This is a genomic window from Flagellimonas algicida, from assembly GCF_049629585.1.
Lineage (GTDB): Bacteria > Bacteroidota > Bacteroidia > Flavobacteriales > Flavobacteriaceae > Flagellimonas.
The window spans coordinates 623,323-646,008 of the sequence record NZ_JBMYIX010000001.1 but is presented as its reverse complement, the minus strand read 5'-3'; the positions used below and the strand labels follow the sequence as shown (position 1 = coordinate 646,008).

Genomic DNA, 22,686 nt, shown 5'->3' with positions numbered 1-22,686 from the left:
CCAAATTAAATAAGGGCGTCCAAATTATCCACAGCGGCATAGCGTTCCACTGTGAAACCTTCAGCGTGCTGTACTCCCACCAATCTTCCTAAATCCCTGGCCCTATAGATAACACTGTCCGTAAAGTTCTTACTGCTGATAGGGGTTTCCGGCTCATCACTGTTTGGGTCGTAGAACTGGGAGGCATAGGCCATGATCGCCTCAGCTTTCCTGTCCATAAAACCAGAAACATCCACCACAAAATCCGGTTCCAAATTCTTCCATTGGATGAAGTGGTATACCAACTTCGGACGCCAAGGGTCCTGCCATTCGTCATCCCCATCCATTTGGGTGTCAATTTTCACCAGCCCACTTAAAAAGCAGGCATCACTGACCAATTTACTCCCTTTGGGGTGGTCAATATGGCGATCGTCCACAGCATTGCAAAGCACAATTTCCGGGCGATATTTCCGAATCATCTTGATGATTTCCATCTGGTGCTCCCTATCGTTCATAAAAAAGCCATCATCAAATTCCATATTCTCCCGAACAGCAATGCCCAGAATTTTTGCAGCCTTGGCGGCTTCCTTGTCCCTTAGTTCTGCGGAACCCCGGGTTCCCAGTTCACCCCGGGTCAAATCAATGATCCCTACTTTTTTTCCACGGGAAACTTCTTTGGCTATGGTTCCTCCGGCACCCAGTTCGGCATCATCCGGATGGGCCCCAAAAACTAAAATATCTAACTTCATAGGTTTTGTTATGCGGGTATGGTCATGGTTTTGGCCTGTGCAATGGCTTGTTCAATATCTCCAATAAGGTCATCAATATCCTCGATTCCCAAAGAGAACCGGATCAAACAATCCTTGATGCCCTGCTTCTCTCGATCTTCAGGGCTCATCAAAGCATGCGAGGTAGTCACGGGCAAGATCACCGTACTTTCCACCCCAGCCAAACTCATTACCGGTTTTATCAATTTAAGGTGTTTGAAGAATTGGGATATATCCACATGGGGCAACTCAAAGGAGAGCATTCCCCCAAAGCCGCTCATCTGTGATTGGGCCAATTCATGATCAGGATGGTTCTTCAGTCCTGGATAATATACTTTTTCCACATCTGGATTGCTTTCCAAATAATTGGCCATTTTTAGAGCATTGTCGTTCTGCGCCTTCACCCGGATTCCCATGGTCTTGATACTTCGTTCCAAGAGCCAAACCGTATAATCGCTCAAATTACCTCCAAAACAAATGGCTGATTGGAACACTTGGTCCATATGGGCTTGCGAAGCTGCCACTACACCAGCGCAAATATCGGAATGCCCTCCCATATACTTGGTGGCACTGTGCAACACCACATCCACCCCAAAATCAATGGGGTTTTGGTTGATGGGGCTGGCAAAGGTATTATCGATCATGGAGATCAATCCTTTGGATTGGGCCAACTGGGCCACTCCCTGGATATCCGTAATGGTAAGCAGCGGGTTGGAAGGGGTTTCCAAATACACCACCTTGGTATTGGGTCTGATTTCCTTTTCAAAGTCTTCTACGGCCCATCCGTTGGTAAAGGAATATTCTATGCCATACTTATTAAGCTGGGTAACCGCAAAGTGATAGGTGCCGCCATACATGGTCTGCTGCAGCACAATATGGTCGCCTGCCTTCAAAAAAGCCATCAAGGCCGTGCTGATGGCGGCCATGCCACTGCCAAAAATCAAAGCGGCCTCGGCATGTTCCAAGGCCGCCAGCTTTTTGCACAACGCTTCTTGGTTGGGCGTGTTGAAATATCTTGGGTATCGTTTTAGGTCGACATCATCAAAAGGATAGGACGTGGCCATGTACAATGGGGACACGGCACCTCCAAAAACTGTATCGTCCAATTGCCCACTATGGGTGCAAATGGTATTGACTCCTTTATTTTTGGTATTCATGATGGTATATCTTTATTAGGTTAAAGATACGAAACCCATCATACTTGAACCTGCTTCCATTTTCCTTTTTTGAACCAGACCATGGCCATGATGGCCAATAGCACTTCGGCCAAGGTGATGGCAATAAAGACTCCTTTGGCCCCCCATCCCAAAACCAAAGCGGCCACATAGGCCAAAGGCAATTGAAATAACCAGAAAGAAATCAGGTTGATCTTGGTCGGGGTTTTGGTATCCCCCGCCCCATTGAACGCCTGACTGACCACCATACCATACGCATAGAAAACATATCCCAAGGCAATGATCTGGAGACACAGCGCTCCATTTTCCACCACACTGGGTGTTGCGTTGAACCAAGAAATGATGCTTTTAGCAAAAATGAGATACACCAAGGATACAGCTCCCATAAAATAGGCATTATATTTTCCTGTTTTCCAAACGGATATTTCGGCCCGATCGGGTTGCTTTGCGCCCAAATTCTGTCCCACCAAAGTGGCTGCGGCATTGCTCATGCCCCATGAGGGCATAAGGGTAAACATCATCACACGAATGGCTATGGTATACCCGGCCAATACCTCACTACCGAACTCGGACATAATCCGCATGAGGAATACCCAACTCGAAGTACCTATCAAAAACTGGGCAATGCCTCCTAGGGAAACCCTGATCAAATTCACCATGACCTTGACGTTCAACACCAAATCCTGAAGTACCAATTTGATCTTTCCCCATCCAAAGAAGAGGATTCCTAATTGAAACAAGACTGCCGTACCACGCCCAATATTGGTAGCTATGGCCGCTCCCATGACCCCATACTCGGGAATGGGTCCCCAACCAAAGATAAAAATGGGGTCCAAAATAATGTTGAGTCCATTGGAAAGCACCAAGGTCCACATGGCCATGGAGGCATTACCGGCACCCCTAAAAATGGCATTGATCAAGAACAAAAGCATGATGGTAATGTTCCCCCCGATCAAAAGTTTGGTATACCCGTATCCTTCGGCAATTAAATCGGGTTCTCCTCCCATGAGCGCCAAAATTTCCTTGGCATATAGGATTCCGACCACTCCCAAAACAAGGGAAACCAAAACACCCAAGCCTATAGCCTGAACGGCAGCCACCTTGGCCCCGTCAACGTCTTTCTCCCCTATTCTACGGGCCACTACCGCCGTTGCGGCCATACTCAACCCAATGGCCAAGGCATATACCAAGGTGATGACGGATTCGGTCAATCCGATGGTAGCCACGGCGTTTACGCTTACTTTGGAAACGTAGGCAATATCCACCAAAGCAAAGATGGATTCCATCAACATCTCCAAAATCATAGGGATGGAGAGCATAAAAATAGCCTTGCGGATGCTCCCGGTTGTAAATTCGGTTTCCTTACCGGATACGGCAATCCAGAAATAGTTAAGATATTTCTTTACTGAAAAGTTTCTATGATTAGATTGTGTCATTTTAAAAAGAATTATGTGTGTAAAAAAGAAGTAATGTCAATGGTACCGAAAAGTATTTCGGTTACTTTTTTGGCGTAAAGCCAAAGATGACATCTATAGCGTACATAATTCTTATAACTTCATGATGAAGCAAATATGCAATTTTTTTTCAAGTGAAATCCCATAAAGGGCAAATTATTTTGCGTAGTGCACTTTATATCGCCACAAACTGACCCCTCCCAAAATGAATACCCCAAGTACGGTATACCAAATAAAAGTGGGGGTTATCACTTGATCTCCACTGGCATAACTGTGCAATCCCACCAAGTAAAAATTAACTCCAAAATAAGTCATCATGATACTGGCAAAGGCAAGGATACTGGCAAAATTATAGATCCATTTCCCCCGAAGACCGGGTACCAAACGCATATGGAGCACAAAAGCATAGATCATTATGGAAATCAGGGCCCAGGTTTCCTTGGGATCCCAACCCCAATACCGTCCCCAACTCTCATTGGCCCATTGTCCTCCCAAAAAGTTTCCAATGGTGAGCATTACCAGACCAGCGGTCAAGGCCAACTCATTGATAATGGTCAGCTCCTTAATGCTCAAGTCCATTCGTTTTTTGTTCTTTTCAGTGGTCAAAATCATTAGGATAAGGGCCACAACCCCCAAAATCATCCCAACGGTAAGTGGGCCATAGCTTCCCACAATAACGGCCACGTGGATCATAAGCCAATAGCTGTCCAGAACAGGCACCAGATTTGAAATGGCCGGATCTACCCAACTTTGATGTGCAATGAACAAAAGCATACAGGTCACAAAGGCACTTGCCGCAATGGTGAGCTCACTCTTTTTGGCAAAGGCCAAGCCAATTCCCATGGTGGCCCAAGCCACGTAGAGGATACTTTCATAGGCATCACTCCAAGGTGCATGACCCGAAATGTACCAACGCAAGATCAGTCCGGCCGTATGCCATATAAACATGAGGATAATGGTCCCCTTGAGCAGGTATGCCAATGCATCGTAGATTTTCCGCTCCTTAAAGATTTTCAATATCAGTATAAGGAAAAGGAGACCCCCTACCAATCCATAATACCTGTACAATCGGTTGAAGATATCCAGCTTGTTGTATATGATCTCAATCTTTATCTTTTTATCGGAAGGCAATATTTCCTCCCCATGGTTTTTCTGATTCTGTTTGAAAGCATCCAACAATTTGTCCGGTTGGGAATAATCTCCCGTAGCTATGGCTTCTTGCAAGGAACCCAAGTAATAGGGCATGGCATTCCGCACAAAATTGGAATACAGGGAATCCTGCATTTGGTATTGACCTGATCGGTACTCCACAGCCGAAACCCACTTATTGTTCTCATCTCCCAATAAGGGGAAAATCTTGACTATCCTACCACTCAAAGCAATGTCCAACAAACTGAGTCTTTCGCCTACTTTTTTAAAGTCCTTTTCAAAATTTGAAGGATTGTTGGTCGATGTGGCCTTCTCCAAATACGGTTGCAGCTTGTACCTGCCTTTTTCATCAAAGAAATCCGTGGCCTTGACATATTCCGTGCCTTTTGGCACCCCTACAATTTCCCGGATACTATCATTTTCACGTTTGGCTAGCTCTATGAACTCTGTGCTGTACCATACCCCAGGGTTCATCATCATGGAAAGAAAAACCTGATTGGCCGTTAAATCCTGATAGGTGTCCTTGCCACTCAATTTACGTAAAAGCTCAGAGGCAAACGTATGAACTGGTTTCATTCTACCCCCTTCATCCTGAATGACCAGAGCCCCGAATTTTTCTGCATGTTCCTCGGCAACCACCGCTGAATGAATGATGGAATCTACCTGCTGCTTTGTGGGCAATCCAGCATGTTCATGACCAGTGGTATCCTCTTGGGCATTAGCCAAAGTAGTAGTGAACAATAGCACAATTGCCGTAAGTGCGGCTTTTTGGGCCTTTACCTTTTCAATAGCCTGTTGCAAATCCCTAAAGCGGGTCTTTCCAAAAAACATGATGCCCATCAACCCTATATACAATAAAAAATAGCCTATGTAGGTAATCCAAGTTCCCCACATATCGTGGTTAACGGACAGAACGGTACCCTTTTCATCCGGATGGAAACTGGATTGGAAAAAGCGATAGCCCCTATGGTCCAAGATATGGTTCATATAGATGTCATAGTCAAACGGACGTTCATCCTGCACCGTTACCTTGCTCATGAACGAGGCATAGCCTGTCTCGGTTCCAGGATACTTTTCCGCGATAAAATCATTGAGTTTGATCGAAAAAGGAAGCTCATATACCTTGGAACCATAACTCAATGAAAAGTCCAATCCGCCTACGGTAATCTTGTCCGAAAAATCGGCATAACCCCTAGCACCCAACAACTCCACCTGTTTGGTTTCCCCATTGGCCGAAATGGAAACGATCAACGCGTCCTTGGAGCTTTCATCTACCTGCTCCTTAGGCAACTTGACCACTCCGTAGCTTCCCTTCACTATGGGGTCGGGAATTACAAACTGCATTCCCGCCAATGAATAGAGGGAACGCAACTGCAAGGCTTGCAGGCTGTCGTTCGCCACATTACCTTGGAATTGGTCCGCCATCCGCATAAAGTTTCCTTCGAACGGGGTCTTTATTTGATAATCACTGCCATCGTAAAAAATGTTGATGGCTCCTTCCGTCTCCTTGTTCAGGGCAAACAACACATTATGTATGCTGGCAATCTGGCCATTTTCCAGATAATGCTCATGGCGTTGTCCATCCCCGGCTTCCACAATCTTTAAATATTCCTTTCCGTTTTCATTGGGAACCAATCCTTCGTCCGCACCAGCAATAAAGTCAACATATTCAATAGTAAAAGGTTGTCCGTTGAAATCGGATTTCCAGGGAAGACTGGAACGACGGCCTTCAGGTGTTACGATCAGATTGTCCTCAAGTACCTTGCGTCGGGTTTCCCCATTAAAATCGCCATCCACAAAAGCAGTCAAATAGGTCTTGTCCGAAAACATTTTGTTCTCCGTGGCCCCCTCTCGAATGGGCATTACCCCTTCATAACTGATGTATCGGGTAACAAATGCACCCAAGATGATCAATATCCAAGAAAGGTGCAGGACAAGTACCGCCCATTTTTTCCACTGCAACAACTGGTACCGGAAAATATTCCCGATAAAATTGATCACAAAAAAGACCATGATCGCTTCAAACCAAGTGGCGTTGTAAATGTAAATGCGTGCGGTTTCCGTGCTGTACCAACTTTCCACAAAGGTGCCAATGGCCATTGCCGTGGCAAAAACCAAAAAAAGAACGGCCATAAGTCTGGTGGAAAAGAGGGTTTTCTTGAGAATGTTGATCATGTAAATGCGGTGTACTTTTCAACATGCAAAAATACGGCCTTTTTACAACTTAGTTGTTCGTGGCATGCACAAAAAATCAAACAATTTTGTTAATTCTTTACGTATCCCATCGGTTCAAAATTTGTAGTTTTGGGCATGCTCAGCATTGTGATTTTAGGTACCGGAAATCTTGCCAAGCATCTGTTCAATGCCTTCGCCAAAACAGATGGCGCCCAAGTGGTTCAGGTTGTGGGTAGAAACCATGATCGCTTGGAATGGTTTTCGAAAAAGACTTCCGTTTCCCATGATTTTTCCTCCATTATGAAGGCCGATATCTATCTCATAGCCGTCAAGGACGATGCCATAGCGGAGGTCTCCCAAGCCTTATCGCATAAAAAAGGTGTGGTGGCCCATACCTCTGGGGCAGTTCCCCTAAATGCCATCGCGGCAGAACGAAAAGGGGTCTTTTATCCTTTACAGACCTTTACAGAAGGGAAAATAATGGATTTTAAACCGATTCCCCTATGTATTGAGAGCAACCGTGATGAAGACATATTGATTCTCAAAAAGTTGGCCAATTGCCTATCGGATAATGTGAAGCAAATAGATTCCGACCAACGAAAAAAGTTGCATCTTGCAGCCGTTTTTGTCAATAATTTCACCAATTACCTATTTGGCGTGGGGGAAGAAATTTGCCTGGACAACCAGTTGTCCTTCGACCTATTGAAACCGTTAATCAAGGAAACCGCGGAAAAAGTACAGTCCATGTCCCCGAAACTGGCCCAGACCGGACCGGCTCGGAGAGGGGACCAAAAGAGCATGCAAGAACATTTGAAATTACTGAAAAACAAAAACCAAATAGCACTTTACACCTTGTGCAGCGAAGCTATAGAAAACGCTTATGAAAAAGAATTATAAGGAATTGTTGAGCGGCATCACCACTTTTGTGTTTGATGTTGATGGTGTATTTACCGATGGCTCCGTATTGGTGACATCAAAAGGGGAACTGCTCCGCAGAATGAGCGTAAAGGATGGCTACGCAGTCAAGACCGCCATTCAAAAAGGGTATAATGTATGTATCATTACCGGAGGCACCAACGAAGGAGTCAAGGAGCGTCTTCAAGGACTAGGGGTTACGGATTTTTATATGGGGGCGCACCACAAGCAAGACCCCTTGGAAGAGTATCTGGATATTTACAACATAGACCCCAAAAATGTGCTGTACATGGGTGATGATATGCCAGACATTCCCCCCATGAAGATAGTGGCGGTGGCCACTTCCCCCCAAAATGCGGTACAGGAGGTCAAGGCGATTTCCGACTATGTTTCCCATAAAAATGGTGGTGATGGCTGCGTGCGGGACATTATTGAACAAGTTCTTAAAGTCCGTGGGGATTGGAACGATAACTTCAGTGCAGAAAATGACTGACAACCCGCTCAATACAAAACTCAAAACATACACACTAATTTTAGGCTCCGGTTCGCCCAGACGAAAAATGTTCTTGGAAGAAATGGGATTGGATTTTGTGGTACGACCCAAATCCGTGGACGAAGTTTATCCCGACCATTTACAGGGAAAAGAAATTTCAGATTATCTAGCGGAACTCAAGGCTGTTCCCTTTCAGGCCGAGCTAAAGGAAAACGAGATTGTACTGACTTCCGATACCGTGGTGTGGCATAACGGTACCTCTCTAGCCAAAGCCTCCACCAAGGAAGAAGCTTTCTCCATGCTTCGCACTCTTTCAGGGGATTGGCATCAAGTGATAACATCGGTATGTTTTACCACCAAAGCCAATCAAAAGATCGTAAACCAAACCACTGAGGTAAAATTCATGGATTTTACCGATGAGGAAATCAATTTTTATATTGAAAACTGGCATCCTTTTGATAAAGCTGGGGCTTACGGCATCCAAGAATGGATCGGCATGGTGGGAATTTCAGAAATACGGGGTTCCTATACCAATGTAGTGGGGCTCCCCACCCATTTGGTTTACAAAACGTTAATGGACATGGTTTCTTAGGTTGGGTTGCTTAACTTTACTGAAAACCAGTGTCATGACACCCATTCGCGCTACTATTACCCTCTTATCCTTTCTTGTTGCCTCAATTTCCTGTAAACAGAAATCCGGTTCCACAGAAGAAGCTATGCTAGTTTCCAACGAGGAGGTGATATTGGAAACCGTAGCTCCCAAGAAACCACTTTCCAATGAATTTAAGGACTATTGGTACGCAGGCAAAGCTGAGATTACTTCCTATACCTTGGAGCAGGCACGTTATGGGGAACTTCGGGATGGGAATGCAGTCCTTATTTATGTTACCGAGCCATTCCTTCCCGAAAAACAAGTCAAGGCAGACCATAACAATCCTGGTAATATATCGGTCTTAAAACTCAATGCCACCAAAAACTTTTTAACGGGTATCTACCCCTACTCCATCTTAAGCAGTACTTTTTATCCGGTCCATGACAACCAGCATGCCTTAAAGACCAGTTTGTCCGTTCAGGAATGGTGTGGCCATGTCTACGCACAAATCAACAACAGAAATACTTTTGAATACACCTCCCATTCGTATTTTGAAAAGGAGGCAGACCAAAAATTAAGTCTGGACAAAGCTATCTTGGAAAATGAAGTCTGGACCAAACTGAGGATTAACCCCTTTGACCTTCCCATTGATAACATTAAGGTTGTTCCATCTTTGGAATATCTCCGTTTGAGCCATACAAAGATTGATGCCTATAATGCAGTGGGTTCACTTTCGTCCAATGAAGGAATGGCCTCCTATACATTGACTTACCCCAGTTTGGGCAGAACTTTACAAATTGATTTTTCTCCCGAGTTCCCGTATACCATACAGGGATGGACGGAAAGTTTCAAAAGCGGATTCGGGGCCAATGCCAAAGTCCTGACCACCAAGGCCACTAAAATGAAGTCCATCAACACGGCATATTGGGGCCAGAACAGCAATCAAGATTTGGTGCTCCGCGACAGTTTGGGGCTATAATTAACAACTGGGGAGCGGCTTGTTAAAGATGTTCTAAAGTGCCAACCCCTGCTACTAAACTTTCTATATTTGGGAAACCACAAAAACCAAACTATGCGTAATTTATTGGTTTGCACCTTGGCAATCATTGGAGTCCTATCCAATGGTATTGCCCAAAAACCGGACAAACCTACTTCAGCAGAAATCTACCACAATCTCCAAAAATTGAATTTTTTGGGTACTGCACTCTATATTGCCGCCCATCCTGATGATGAGAACACCAGGCTCATTTCATATCTCTCCAACCACGACAAGGCCAGAACGGCATACCTCTCCCTGACCCGTGGCGATGGTGGACAAAATTTAATCGGTTCCGAACTAAGGGAGCTGTTGGGCGTATTGAGAACCCAAGAGCTTTTGGCTGCCCGAAGTATAGATGGTGGGGAACAACGGTTTTCCCGCGCAAACGATTTTGGTTTCTCAAAACATCCCAAGGAAACCCTCAAAATTTGGGACAAGGATAAGGTATTGGGCGATGTGGTCTGGACCATCCGTAATCTAAAGCCTGATGTGATCATCAATCGGTTTGACCACCGAACCCCGGGATCCACACACGGACATCATACCTCTTCGGCCATGTTGAGCATGGAAGCCTTTGATTTGGCCAATGACCCAAATGCCTACCAAGAGCAATTGAGCCTTACCTCTACCTGGCAACCCAGAAGGGTATTTTTCAACACTTCGTGGTGGTTTTATGGCAGTCCCGAAAATTTTGAAAAAGCCGATAAATCCAAAATGTTGAAGTTGGATGTCGGGGTCTATTATCCCAATCTAGGTCTCTCCAACAATGAAATAGCCGCCATGGCCAGTAGCCAACACCTTTGCCAAGGTTTTGGTAGGCTCACGGATAGAGGTTCCACCGATGAATATGTGGAGTTGTTAAAAGGTGATCTTCCTTCAGGCACCAACCTTTTTGATGGCATTGACACCAGTTGGTCGCGCATCAAAGGTGGGGCGGCCATAGGGGATATTTTATATCCCATTGAGAAAAATTTTGACTTCACCAATCCTTCCAAGCATGTGCCTGATTTGGTAAAAGCCTACCAACTTCTACAAAAGATAAAGGATGAACACTGGAAATCCATCAAATCCAAAGAACTCAAAAATTTGATACTTGCCTGTTCCGGGCTCTATGTGGAAGCCAACTCCGAAAATGCCTCCACTACACCGGGAAGTTTGGCCAAAATTAATATGGAGGTGGTCAACCGTAGCTCACAGCATATCGTACTCAAGGAGATAAAACTTATTGGCGCCACTGCTGCCATACAACCCAATAAGGTACTCCAAAACAACCAAAAGGAAGACTTTACCATGGACTTCACTGTCCCCAACACGGCCCAATACTCCAGTCCATATTGGTTAAATGAGCCTGGCACGTTGGGGATGTACACGGTAATGGATCAAAATCTTATTGGAAAACCGGAAACGCCCAGTGCTTTTAAAGCCCAGTTTGTGTTGGATTTCAATGGAACGATCATCAATGTTGAAAAAAACGTGGTCCATCATTATTCAAAACCGGATAAAGGGGAATTGTATGAACCTTTCGTGGTTTTGCCAAAGGCTACTTCCAAAATCGATGAAAAAGTCCTGATTTTTTCTGATGCATCTTCCAAAGCCGTGCAGGTAAAAGTACAAGCTGGAACCGATAACCTAAAAGGACAGGTAAGCCTGAACCACCCTTCGGGCTGGATGGTCTCCCCGGCCAGTATACCTTTCTCCATTGCGCAAAAAGGTCAGGAACAAACCGTGACCTTTACCGTTACCCCGCCTTCCTCGGAAAGTGAAGGGAAAATTTCCCCAATAGTCACCATCAGAAACCAAACCTATGGCAAGGAACTTGTGGAGATTACTTACGGACATATTCCAAAGCAATCCATTCTATTGCCTTCGGAAGCAAAAGTGGTTCGTATGGACATTCAAAAATCGGGAGAACATATTGGGTATATCATGGGTGCTGGTGATAAAGTTCCTGAAAGCTTGGAGCAAATTGGCTACCAAGTACATCCCATCGACCCCAGTGACATCCAAAAAGGATCCTTGGACAAGTACGATGCCGTTGTTGTGGGTATTCGCGCCTACAATGTAGTGGATGACCTGAAATTTAAACAACCCATTTTATTCGACTATGTAAAAAATGGCGGGAATATGATCGTGCAGTACAATACCGCTGGACGCTGGGCCGAACAATTTGAGAACATTGCACCCTATGATCTTACCCTGTCCAGGGACCGTGTGACCGATGAGACTGCCAAAGTGGACATTATTGCCCCCGACAATTCCTTGGTAAACTTCCCCAACACCATTAAAGAAAGTGACTTTGATGGATGGGTCCAGGAAAGAGGGTTGTATTTCCCCACGGAATGGAGCTCGGAGTTCACCCCGGTACTTTCCATGCACGATGAGGACGAATCCCCTAAAAATGGAAGTCTTTTGGTGGCACCTTATGGCGAAGGTCATTATATTTACACAGGGCTCAGTTTTTTCAGGGAACTTCCGGCAGGGGTTTCAGGAGCCTACAAACTTTTTGCCAATATGCTTTCCGTGGAAAAGGATGAAGTAAAAAAAGAAAGTCATGTCAAAGGATAACATGAATACTAAATTCGATTGGAAGAAGGAATACACCATTGTCATTCTTTTGAATATGATCTATATCCTTATTTTTTATTTCATCATGATACTAAATAATTAAACCTTAATGGCCTTATTAGATTGGATCATTCTTGGTAGTACATTGCTCTTTATTGTTGGGTACGGCGTATGGAAGACCCGTGGGAGTAAAAATGTTGACGATTATGTTTTAAGTGGCAATGATGCCAAATGGTGGACCATTGGGCTTTCCGTAATGGCCACGCAGGCCAGTGCCATAACCTTCTTATCCACACCGGGCCAGGCATTTCACGATGGAATGGGCTTTGTGCAGTTTTACTTTGGACTTCCGTTGGCCATGATCGTTATCTGCCTGGTGTTCATTCCCATTTACAAAAAACTGAAGGTCTTTACCGCCTATGAAATGCTCGAGGGAAGGTTTGACCTAAAGACCCGGACGCTCACCGCATTTCTGTTTTTGGTACAGCGTGGTCTTGCTGCGGGAATCACCATTTTTGCCCCATCCATCATCCTTTCCGCCGTGTTGGGTTGGGATCTACGGACCCTGAACATCATTATTGGCATTCTTGTCATTATTTACACTGTATCTGGAGGTACAAAAGCGGTAAGTGTTACCCAAAAGCAGCAGATGTTCATCATCATGATGGGGATGTTCTTTGCCTTTTTCTTCATCTTGGGGTCCTTCCCTACGGATGTTTCCTTTGGAAAGGCATTGAAAATAGCAGGGGCCAACAACAAATTGGACATACTGGATTTTACGTTCGATACCAACAACCGATACACGTTTTGGAGCGGTATTACGGGAGGTTTCTTTTTGGCGCTGGCCTATTTCGGAACCGACCAGAGCCAGGTACAACGCTACCTATCGGGAAAGTCGGTTCGGGAAAGCCAATTGGGGCTGATCTTTAATGGTATCCTAAAGATTCCCATGCAATTTTTTATTCTATTGGTGGGTGCCATGGTCTTTGTTTTCTATCAGTACAATCCCTCTCCCTTGAATTTTAACCCAGCGGCTACCGAAGCGGTCATGGAATCGGAATATTTGGATGATTACAAGGCCTTGGAGGAAGATCATTTGGAGTTGGAGATGGAAAAAAGGATTGCCCAAAATGCCTTTTCAGCGGCACTGGAGCTCAAGGAATATAATGCCATTCAGCAGGCCAAACAGAATATCATCAAAATCAATGAAAAGGAGCGTGCCAGTAGAGACACCGCCAAAGAGCTTATAGAAAAGGCCAGCACAACGGTGGAAACCAATGACAAGGATTATGTCTTCATACATTTTATATTGAACAACCTTCCTACTGGGCTCATTGGGTTACTTTTAGCCGTAATCCTATCCGCGGCCATGTCGTCCACGGCTTCTGAGCTCAATGCATTGGGGACCATCACTGCATTGGACCTTTACAAAAGAAACAATAAGAACCCTAAGGATGACAAACATTACCTTTTTGCCACCAAGGGCTTTACCCTACTTTGGGGAATTATTGCCATTGCCATTGCCTGTGTGGCCAGTCTGTTTGATAACCTTATCCAACTGGTGAATATTATAGGTTCTATTTTTTATGGTAATGTATTGGGTATTTTCCTCTTGGCATTTTTCTTCAAGTTTGTGAAAGGCAATGCAGTTTTTGTGGCGGCCATAGTCACCCAGATTATTGTGATCATAGGATGGTACATGGATTGGATGTCCTACCTATGGCTCAATGCCTTTGGATGTGTGCTGGTCATTATATTGGCCTTTATCACACAAGTCTTTGACAACTTCTTGGGCAATTCCCCCATAGAGTAATAAAAAAAGCCCACATAAAGTGGGCTTCCAAAAACCTTTTAGGGATGTCTATTCGGTTTCCCATTCTTTTAGGGAGTCCTTGTTCATTTTTACATAATCTTGGTTACCGGCCGCCTGTGCCGCCACCAAAGATTTCTTGGCAGCTTCAATGGCTCCTTTTTTGTCTCCCAACTTGGCATAGATCAACGATTGAACGCGCATCATCCAATAGGCACTTCCATCACCCATGGAAACCGCTTTGTCTATCCACTCCTTGGCCTTGCCCACATTCATGCCCTCACTAAAGTAGTAGGAGGCGGCAGCAAAATAATCATTGGCCGTTAAGTTGGATGGGGACGCCATAGCAGCCTCAATACTTTCTGTAGCCTTGGCCACTGTAGGGACCACAAATTTTACTCCAACATATACTTTTTCCCAAAGGATGCCCAAAGTACCACCATTATTATGCAAATCATCAATGATCATGGTATAGGTTTCAATGGGAACGGGCATGGGGTAGACTTCCACTTTGACCGTTGCAGCCACCTTGGAAGCATCCCACTCTTGGGGAGTTCCCCAGTTCTCTGAATCCGAATAGAAAATGACTTCCCAAACGGCTTCACCTGGTCTTGTAAAGATGGCGTAGGTGCCGGCTTTTAATTCTTTCCCTTCAACCACAACATCATCGCTAAAGGTAACAGTGGTATTTTTATTAGCTCCTGTTCTCCAAAGAGCATCATAAGGGACCAAATCCCCAAAAATGGTCCTTCCACGCATGGAGGGACGGGAATACTCAACAACTACATTGGTAAGTCCCACAGTTTGCTCCAATTTGGAGGATGGACTGGGTTGAGGTGTCTGTATCTGGGCTTGCAGGGAAACCGAAAGCAATGCCGTAAATACTACTAGTGCAAATTTTTTCATAGGAATAGTGTTTTAATTGTTAGCTGAACAAAACTAAATATAAAGACATGTCCCATTTGTTAAGAAATTCCTAAACAAATAGCCACTAAATGACATGAAGGTGATAAATGAACATACCTCAAATAAATATTTTGTTTAATTTATTTATAATAAAGTTAAACATTTTGTATTTTTGTATCACATTTAAAACAGTAACCGTGTATCAACTAAGAGCTCTACAAATAGTCCCTGTGAGCAAGTCAAAGGCTTGGGAATTTTTATCAAATCCGAAAAATCTAAAAGTGATTACTCCCAGTAGTATGGGTTTCCATATTTTAAGTGGGGCCGATAGACCCATGTATCCCGGTCAAATTATCGAATACAAGGTAAAACCCTTTCCTTTTTCCAGTGTGAGATGGGTCACTGAAATTACCCATGTAGCCGAAAATGATTATTTTGTTGATGAACAACGCTTTGGACCCTACGTGTTCTGGCACCATAAGCATTTTTTAAGGGAAACCTTGAACGGGACGGTTATGGAAGACATTGTGGATTACAAGCTTCCCTTTGGCATTTTGGGGAGATTGGCCCATTCATTTTGGATAAAAAAACAACTGCAGCATATTTTTAAATATCGGGAACAAAAACTCATCCAGCTTTTCGGAGAGGTCCAAGAAACCAAGAATGCACTGGAACTCAAGCGCATTTAATGCAACGGTATGATGAAAACCATTACCATATTTTGGTTCCGGAGGGATTTAAGATTGGACGACAATGTAGGACTGTACCATGCCCTAAAAGGGGAACACCCGGTACTTCCCGTGTTCATTTTTGATACGGAAATACTGGACAAACTTCCTAAAGACGATGCCCGGGTCACCTTTATCCACGAGCAACTTCAAAAAATCCGGGAGGCCCTGCAAACCCAATTCAAAGGAAGTCTAGCCCTGTTTCATGGCAACCCCATTTCAGTTTTTCAGGAGCTTATTTCCAAGTATGAAATCGATACCGTCCATACCAATCACGACTACGAACCCTATGCCCTAAAACGGGATGCTGAAGTGAAGACATTCCTGGACAAGCATGGGATTGGATTCAACACCTATAAAGATCAGGTGATATTCGAAAAAAATGAGGTGGTAAAGGATGATGGCAATCCTTACGTGGTGTACACACCATACATGAAACGCTGGAAGGAAAACTTCAATCCATCCAAAAATATCAATGGGCATGACTCCTATAGCTTACTTCGTGAAAGCGTATTGCAAGAAGACAATCTGCCCAATCTAAGCCTTAAAGACATTGGCTTTACCGAATCTACCATCAAAGTTCTTGATTACACTGCCACACCAAATTTCATCCAACACTATGAAGAAACCAGAAACTTCCCTGCCTTGGCCAGTGGCACATCCAAATTGGGTCCGCATTTGCGATTTGGCACGGTCTCCATCCGTAAAATGGTACAAAAAGCCATTTCCGAAGAAAACGAAGTGTTTTGGAACGAACTGATTTGGCGGGAATTCTTCATGCAGATTTTATGGCACTATCCCCATACCCTCAATAAAGCTTTCAAGCCCAAGTATGACCGGGTTGAATGGCGAAACAATGAAGCAGAATTTGAACTGTGGAAAACGGGAAACACAGGGTATGCCTTTGTGGATGCCGGTATGCGGGAGCTCAATGCCACCGGCTATATGCACAACAGGGTACGGATGATCGTAGCCAGTTTTTTGTGCAAGCACCTACTTATCGATTGGCGATGGGGAGAGGCCTATTTTGCTGAAAAATTGTTGGACTACGAACTCGCCAGCAATGTAGGAAATTGGCAATGGGCCGCTGGTAGCGGAGTGGATGCAGCTCCCTATTTTAGGATTTTCAATCCCATGACCCAGATTGAAAAGTTCGACAAACAAAGGCAATATATTGACCATTGGGTTCCTGAATTACAAGAACTTAACTACCCTCCAAAAATGGTCGATCACAAAATGGCCCGCGAACGCTGTTTAAAAGTCTACAAAGAGGCGGTAGGTTGATGCATTTTCAGTATTTTTAGAATTCGTTCAATCTCTTGCCATCTTAAATATTGGTCTTGAGGTTGTTGACAATGTTTAACCGACTCAAACATTTTGAAAATGAAAAAAATTTCAACCTTACTCTTTTTAGGTTTGATTTCATTGAACCTAACTGCACAAAAACTTACTTCAAACAAAAAAGCCTTGATTGCTTCCGTAGAGCAGCACAAGGATGACCTTATCAAGATCAGTGATTCCATTTGGGCCTTGGCCGAAACGGCCTTTGAAGAATCAAAATCCGCCGAAATATTGGCCAAGTATGCTGAAGAAAATGGAATGAACGTCACCCGTGGTGTGGCAAATATCCCCACGGCGTTTACAGCCACCTATGGTTCGGGAAAACCAGTGATCAGTATTTTGGGAGAGTTTGATGCCCTCCCCGGGTTGTCACAGAATACGGTCCCCACCAAAGACCCACGTATAGAAGGCGCACCAGGACATGGGTGTGGGCACAATATGTTCGGAGCTGCCAGTTTGGGGGCCGCGATTGCCATCAAAGAACAAATTGAAGCTGGAAAAATAAAAGGTACCGTCAAATTCCTGGGGACCCCAGCCGAAGAAAAATATTTTGCCAAAGTATGGATGGTGGAAGCCGGGCTTTGGGACGACGTGGATGTGAATGTAAGCTGGCACCCCGGGGCCAACATAGAGGCCGATGTACAGAGCGGCCTTTCCTTGATTGACTTTATTGTGGAGTTCTACGGACAGGCGGCCCATGCCTCAGCCGATCCATGGAACGGTCGTAGTGCCTCCGATGCTTTGGAGCTGTACACCACAGGAATCAATTATTACAGGGAGCATATAAAACCTACCTCCAGAATCCATTATCATATACAAGATGGAGGCCAAGTAGTGAACGTGGTTCCCGATTATTCCCGAATTTGGGTACGGGTTCGCGATCCTAAAAGAAAAGTAATGCTTCCTACCTACGAACAAGTAAAGAAAATGGCCGAAGGTGCCGCGATCATGGCCAATGTGGATTATAAAATCTCGTTGGTTTCCGGGATTTATGAAACCTTGGTGAACCGTTCGGGTGGTGAAATCATGCAGAAAAACTTGGAGCTTTTAGGCCCTATCACCTATACGGATGAAGAGATTGCCTATGGCAAAGCCATCCAGGAGGCCACTGGAAAACCCCAAGTGGGCATGGACAGCGACATCAATCCCTTGCGGGAAACCGAAGAGCTTCCCGGTGGTGGATCTACCGATGTGGGCGATGTAAGTTGGAACGTACCCAACATCAACCTAAGTGTCACTGTTGCCCCAAAAGATACCCCGTGGCACTCATGGGCCGTTGTGGCCTGCGGTGGAATGAGCATTGGCCACAAAGGAATGATCTATGCCGCCAAAGCCATGGGAATGACCATGTTGGACCTTTTTGAAAATCCAAAATTGGTGGATAAGGTAAAAGAAGAATACAAAACCCGTAAAGGAGATGAAAAATATGAGGCTATGATCGATGGCCCACCTCCAATACAAGGACAATAGATAATGAAAAGAACAATGTGTATAAGCCTGCTTCTCGCAGGCTTTTTCAACTTGCAGGCCCAGAGTAATGGACTTTCCATTTTTGAACCTCTGATGGGAAAAACATGGAAAGCTGAGGGTACTTGGGGCGATGGTTCCCAGTTTAAGCAGGAAATCACATTTGACTATGACTTGGGCCAAACCTTGGTGGTAACCCACAGCAAGGGTTTCACCAATCAGGAGCAGACCACTTACGGTGACAGAAACCATGGTATTAGAAAATACGACCCACAAACCCAATCCCTGATTTTTTGGGAGTTTGATGTTTTTGGCGGCGTTACCAAAGGTACCGTGGCCCAAAAAGGCAAGGATATTGTCTATACCTATCAATATGGCGATTCACAGGTCACGGATTATTGGGAATATGTGGATGCGAACAGTTATAATTTTACTGTGGGCAGTTACAAGGATGGAAACTGGGAACAAACCTATCTTCAGACCCAATTCAAGGCAGACATCCCTGATTTTGGTTTTACATTTGATCATTATTCCATCATCGTGGATAAATTGATGGAAACCGGTGATTTTTACCGGGATGTATTTGGATTGACCGAAATTCCCCATCCCGATAAGGCTCCTGGTTTCAGATGGTTTCAAATACACGGAAGCTCCCAGCTGCATCTCATCAAAAAAAATGTGGACGGATTTACGAAGAATAAAAGCATGCACCTCTGTCTGTCGACCCAAGACCTGGAAAGTTTCATTGAACACCTGATGGCAAAAAACATTGATTTTTATGACTGGCCGGGAAACAAAAACTCCATTACCGACCGATCGGATGGCGTTAAACAAATCTACATCCAAGACCCGGAAGGGTACTGGATTGAAATCAATACAGCAATACCTTGATCATTATGAACAATCCTATTTTACATACATTTCCGTTGGGTTTTCCTTGGCACACCCAGGACCCCTTCCTCTTCTGCGTATACCATTTGGACCATTTTCCCAATGGAAATGGTGAAATGGGACCCGACCCTGAGCTACTCAAGGGAAGAAATATGGGCAATGATTTTGACCCCACCCAAAAGTGGCGCATGTACCATGGTAAGACCATACCCGGTTTTCCCTATCACCCACACCGTGGATTTGAGACCATCACCGTGGTGAACAAAGGGTATTGTGATCATTCAGATTCTTTGGGAGCCGCCGGGAGGTTTGGCGAAGGCGATGTACAGTGGATGACGGCAGGAAGAGGGGTACAACACTCCGAAATGTTTCCGTTGCTCCATGATGATACGGACAATCCCATGGAACTGTTTCAAATTTGGTTAAACCTACCCAAGGCCAATAAGTTTGTGGATCCCCATTTTAAAATGCTTTGGCACGAAGAGATTCCCATGGTAAAAGAAAACGGGGTACAAATAAAAATCATTGCGGGGGGCTACAAAGACACTCCTGCCCTTTCCCCGGCCCCTGATTCCTGGGCGTCCAATCCTGAAAATGAGGTAGCCGTTTGGAATATTTCGGTAGAGGCCGATACCCAGTTTACTCTACCAAAAGCGAGTAATGGCACTAATCGTACCCTATACTTTTACGAAGGGTCCGAAATCTTTATCGGAGACCGCAAGGTAAACTCCAAATTTGGCATCGCTCTGGATTCTACCCTAGAAGTCACGGTTAAAGTGGGTGCAGAAAAAGCCCATTTCTTGATGCTCCAAGGAAAGCCTATTGGGGAACCCGTAGCCAAATATGGCCCATTTGTTATGAATACCCAAGAGGAAATCCAACAGGCCATGGAAGAATACCAGCTCACCCAATTTGGGGGTTGGCCTTGGCCCCATCCAGACCATGTGCATGATAAGCACAGAGGTAGATTTGCACTTTATCCCGATGGCTCTCTAGTGGAAAAAGACTCGTAAATATTCCTATTTGCCTGAAATAGAACAATAAACTTTGCCATATGTAGGTGAAATTTTTAAAAATTATTTGTGTAGTCAAATAGCTACACATATATTTGTAGCCATATAGCTTCATATTTTAAATTGCTTCATGATGAAATTGAGACGAGATCCATTCCAAGCCATTGCCGACCCAACACGCAGGGCCATATTGGTCCTGCTGGCATCACAAACCATGACCGCTGGGGCCATAGCGGAAAATTTTGATGCGGCTCGGCCCACCATATCCAAACATCTTCAAATCCTAAACGAATGTGATTTGGTCAAATCCAATCAACAGGGTAGAGAAATCTTCTATGAGTTGAAGGTTGACAAGATGCAGGAAATTGACCTGTGGCTGGAACAGTTCAAGAAAATCTGGGAAAACCGTTTCGATAATCTGGATAGGTATTTGGCCGACCTTCAAAACGCAAAAAAGAATGGAAAACACTGAACGCAGACAATTATCAATATCAAGAACCCTCAAAGCTCCCATTGCATTGGTATGGGAAGTATGGACCAACCCCGAACATATTGCCCAATGGTGGGGACCCAATGGTTTTACCAATACCATACAGCAAATGGATTTTAAGGAAGGTGGTGAATGGAAACTGACCATGCATGGGCCAGATGGCACCAACTACCCCAACCGGAGCATTTTCAAGGAAATAGTTCCCCATAAAAAAATTGTGTTTGAGCATTTCAATCCACATTTCATTACCACAGTTGTCTTTGAACCCAATGGAGAGGAAACCCACATGTCCTGGACCGCAGTATTTGATACCGAGGAAATGCTACAGACCGTAATCAAGGCCCACAAAGCTGATGAGGGCATGAAACAGAACATCGCCAAACTTGAAAACTATATATCCCAATTAAAACCTTCTCTATGAAAACCAATCTCTTATTTGATTTTACTGTAAACAAGGAAAACAGCAGCGTACATGTAAAGCGGGAATTTGCCGCCGGACAGGATGTGGTGTGGGATGCTTTCACTAAACCGGAAATCCTGGACCAATGGTGGGCACCACAACCGTGGGTGTCCAAAACCAAATCCATGGTCTTTGAGGTAGGTGGAAGACGCCTGTATGCCATGTGCGGTCCCGAAGGAGAGGAACATTGGGCCGTGGCCGATTTCACCTCCATTTCACCAAAGACCAACTTTCAGTATATGGATGCTTTCTGTGACGCAGACGGAAATATCAATGATGAATTTCCGAGATCTAACTGGAATTTGGATTTTGTGGACCAAGGAAACACCACCTTGGTATACATCACCATCAAGCACAAAAACTTGTCCGATTTGGAAAAAATAATCGAACTTGGTTTCAAGGAAGGCTTTACCATTGCTTTGCAAGGGTTGGATTCCATATTGTCAAATTCATAAATTATTCCTACCATGAAACAAAAAATCATTACTGTTGTGAGTGTGCTGTTCGGTCTGATGTTCATGAATGCAGGATTGAACAAATTTTTCAACTACATGCCCGTTCCTGAAGACCTGCCGGAAAGTCTAATGCAAATGATGCAAGCCATTATGACCATGGGGTGGTTGATCCCTTTAGTGGGCCTTGTGGAACTTGTTGGCGGTATATTGTTCCTTTTCAAAAGGACCAGGGCACTGGGGGCCATTGTCATTCTGCCCGTGATGGTGGGCATATTGTTGATCAACACCATTACCGATACTTCAGGACTTCCCATTGCACTTCCCTTATTTGCCATCAACCTTTGGGTCATTATTGAGAACTGGCCCAAATATCGCCCTATGCTACAACCTTAAACCAATACTGACATGGATACAACACCCATCACCATAGACGTCAACATTGCTGCAACCTTGGATAAGGTCTGGGCTTGTTATACAAAACCGGAACATATTACCCAGTGGAATTTTGCCGATGATAGCTGGCACTGTCCATCCGCAAAAAATGATTTGCAAAAAGGCGGAAAATACATAGCTCGAATGGAAGCCAAGGACGGAAGCTTTGGGTTTGACTTTGAAGCGGTTTACGACGAGCTTGTTCCTGAAGAGAAAATGGTCTTCACTCTTGAGGACGGAAGAAAAACAACCGTTCTTTTTGAAGAATCCAATGCAGAAACCAAAGTGACTATCACCTTTGACGCTGAAAAAGAGAACTCCCTAGAGATGCAAAAGAATGGCTGGCAGGCCATTTTAAACAATTTCAAGAAGTATACCGAATCACATTGA

At 44.5% G+C, this 22,686-nt stretch carries 21 protein-coding genes; 16 read left to right on the top strand and 5 right to left on the bottom strand.

Going from position 1 to position 22,686, the window contains the following annotated elements; genetic code table 11:
* Positions 1 to 5: 5 nt before the first annotated feature.
* The 4 genes from bshB1 to ACPD8L_RS02800 form a co-directional block, all read right to left on the bottom strand.
* Positions 6 to 728 (bottom strand): bacillithiol biosynthesis deacetylase BshB1, encoded by a 723-nt coding sequence (gene bshB1, locus ACPD8L_RS02815; RefSeq protein WP_293300253.1) that lies wholly within the window; start codon positions 726 to 728, stop codon positions 6 to 8.
* A gap of 8 nt (positions 729 to 736) precedes the next feature.
* Positions 737 to 1,903, bottom strand: a complete 1,167-nt coding sequence (locus ACPD8L_RS02810; protein WP_423941743.1) for a trans-sulfuration enzyme family protein — start codon at positions 1,901 to 1,903, stop codon at positions 737 to 739.
* Positions 1,904 to 1,941: 38 nt separating this feature from the next.
* Positions 1,942 to 3,357 carry an MATE family efflux transporter gene (locus tag ACPD8L_RS02805; protein ID WP_293300249.1) on the bottom strand — a complete coding sequence of 472 codons (1,416 nt, stop codon included), beginning with the start codon at positions 3,355 to 3,357 and terminating at the stop codon, positions 1,942 to 1,944.
* A gap of 174 nt (positions 3,358 to 3,531) precedes the next feature.
* A complete protein-coding gene (locus ACPD8L_RS02800) occupies positions 3,532 to 6,699 on the bottom strand; it encodes a cytochrome c biogenesis protein (RefSeq protein WP_423941741.1) in 3,168 nt (1,055 codons plus the stop codon).
* Between the two features lie 135 nt (positions 6,700 to 6,834).
* On the opposite strand from ACPD8L_RS02800, the gene ACPD8L_RS02795 reads away from it, so the two are divergent.
* From ACPD8L_RS02795 to ACPD8L_RS02770, 6 genes are all read left to right on the top strand, one after another.
* Positions 6,835 to 7,596: a Rossmann-like and DUF2520 domain-containing protein gene (locus ACPD8L_RS02795; protein ID WP_423941739.1), complete on the top strand. Its 762-nt coding sequence runs from the start codon at positions 6,835 to 6,837 to the stop codon at positions 7,594 to 7,596.
* Positions 7,580 to 8,107 (top strand): KdsC family phosphatase, encoded by a 528-nt coding sequence (locus tag ACPD8L_RS02790; RefSeq protein ID WP_421809269.1) that lies wholly within the window; start codon positions 7,580 to 7,582, stop codon positions 8,105 to 8,107. The genes ACPD8L_RS02795 and ACPD8L_RS02790 overlap by 17 nt, the downstream gene beginning before the upstream one ends.
* The gene (locus tag ACPD8L_RS02785) at positions 8,100 to 8,699 is read left to right on the top strand and encodes a Maf family nucleotide pyrophosphatase (protein WP_293300242.1); all 600 of its coding nucleotides are present in this window, start codon (positions 8,100 to 8,102) and stop codon (positions 8,697 to 8,699) included. Before ACPD8L_RS02790 ends, ACPD8L_RS02785 begins: the two co-directional genes overlap by 8 nt.
* A 34-nt stretch (positions 8,700 to 8,733) precedes the next feature.
* Entirely contained in the window at positions 8,734 to 9,678 is a 945-nt protein-coding gene (locus tag ACPD8L_RS02780) for a septum formation inhibitor Maf (RefSeq protein WP_423941738.1), read from the top strand.
* 93 nt (positions 9,679 to 9,771) lie between these two features.
* A complete protein-coding gene (locus ACPD8L_RS02775; protein WP_423941736.1) occupies positions 9,772 to 12,303 on the top strand; it encodes a PIG-L family deacetylase in 2,532 nt (843 codons plus the stop codon).
* 109 nt (positions 12,304 to 12,412) lie between these two features.
* Complete coding sequence (locus ACPD8L_RS02770) at positions 12,413 to 14,116, top strand: sodium:solute symporter family protein (protein WP_423941734.1); 1,704 nt, start codon at positions 12,413 to 12,415, stop codon at positions 14,114 to 14,116.
* 48 nt (positions 14,117 to 14,164) lie between these two features.
* Here the strand turns inward: ACPD8L_RS02770 and ACPD8L_RS02765 are convergent, their stop codons facing one another.
* On the bottom strand, positions 14,165 to 15,019 hold the full coding sequence (locus ACPD8L_RS02765) for a DUF2911 domain-containing protein (RefSeq protein ID WP_423941733.1): 855 nt from the start codon (positions 15,017 to 15,019) through the stop codon (positions 14,165 to 14,167).
* A 230-nt stretch (positions 15,020 to 15,249) separates the two neighbouring features.
* On the opposite strand from ACPD8L_RS02765, the gene ACPD8L_RS02760 reads away from it, so the two are divergent.
* From ACPD8L_RS02760 to ACPD8L_RS02715, 10 genes are all read left to right on the top strand, one after another.
* Entirely contained in the window at positions 15,250 to 15,708 is a 459-nt protein-coding gene (locus ACPD8L_RS02760; protein ID WP_423941731.1) for an SRPBCC family protein, read from the top strand.
* 9 nt (positions 15,709 to 15,717) lie between these two features.
* Positions 15,718 to 17,031, top strand: coding sequence for a cryptochrome/photolyase family protein (locus ACPD8L_RS02755; RefSeq protein WP_423941730.1), 1,314 nt, complete (start codon positions 15,718 to 15,720; stop codon positions 17,029 to 17,031).
* Positions 17,032 to 17,130: 99 nt separating this feature from the next.
* Positions 17,131 to 18,558, top strand: coding sequence for an amidohydrolase (locus ACPD8L_RS02750; protein ID WP_423941729.1), 1,428 nt, complete (start codon positions 17,131 to 17,133; stop codon positions 18,556 to 18,558).
* Positions 18,559 to 18,561: 3 nt separating this feature from the next.
* Entirely contained in the window at positions 18,562 to 19,446 is an 885-nt protein-coding gene (locus ACPD8L_RS02745) for a VOC family protein (RefSeq protein WP_423941727.1), read from the top strand.
* Positions 19,447 to 19,451: 5 nt separating this feature from the next.
* Complete coding sequence (locus ACPD8L_RS02740) at positions 19,452 to 20,459, top strand: pirin family protein (protein ID WP_423941725.1); 1,008 nt, start codon at positions 19,452 to 19,454, stop codon at positions 20,457 to 20,459.
* A gap of 133 nt (positions 20,460 to 20,592) precedes the next feature.
* The gene (locus ACPD8L_RS02735) at positions 20,593 to 20,931 is read left to right on the top strand and encodes a metalloregulator ArsR/SmtB family transcription factor (protein WP_116219327.1); all 339 of its coding nucleotides are present in this window, start codon (positions 20,593 to 20,595) and stop codon (positions 20,929 to 20,931) included.
* A complete protein-coding gene (locus tag ACPD8L_RS02730; RefSeq protein ID WP_116218948.1) occupies positions 20,918 to 21,370 on the top strand; it encodes an SRPBCC family protein in 453 nt (150 codons plus the stop codon). The genes ACPD8L_RS02735 and ACPD8L_RS02730 overlap by 14 nt, the downstream gene beginning before the upstream one ends.
* Positions 21,367 to 21,864: an SRPBCC family protein gene (locus tag ACPD8L_RS02725; RefSeq protein ID WP_116218949.1), complete on the top strand. Its 498-nt coding sequence runs from the start codon at positions 21,367 to 21,369 to the stop codon at positions 21,862 to 21,864. Before ACPD8L_RS02730 ends, ACPD8L_RS02725 begins: the two co-directional genes overlap by 4 nt.
* A 12-nt stretch (positions 21,865 to 21,876) precedes the next feature.
* Positions 21,877 to 22,257: a DoxX family membrane protein gene (locus tag ACPD8L_RS02720; protein ID WP_116218950.1), complete on the top strand. Its 381-nt coding sequence runs from the start codon at positions 21,877 to 21,879 to the stop codon at positions 22,255 to 22,257.
* A gap of 12 nt (positions 22,258 to 22,269) precedes the next feature.
* Positions 22,270 to 22,686, top strand: coding sequence for an SRPBCC family protein (locus tag ACPD8L_RS02715; protein WP_116218951.1), 417 nt, complete (start codon positions 22,270 to 22,272; stop codon positions 22,684 to 22,686).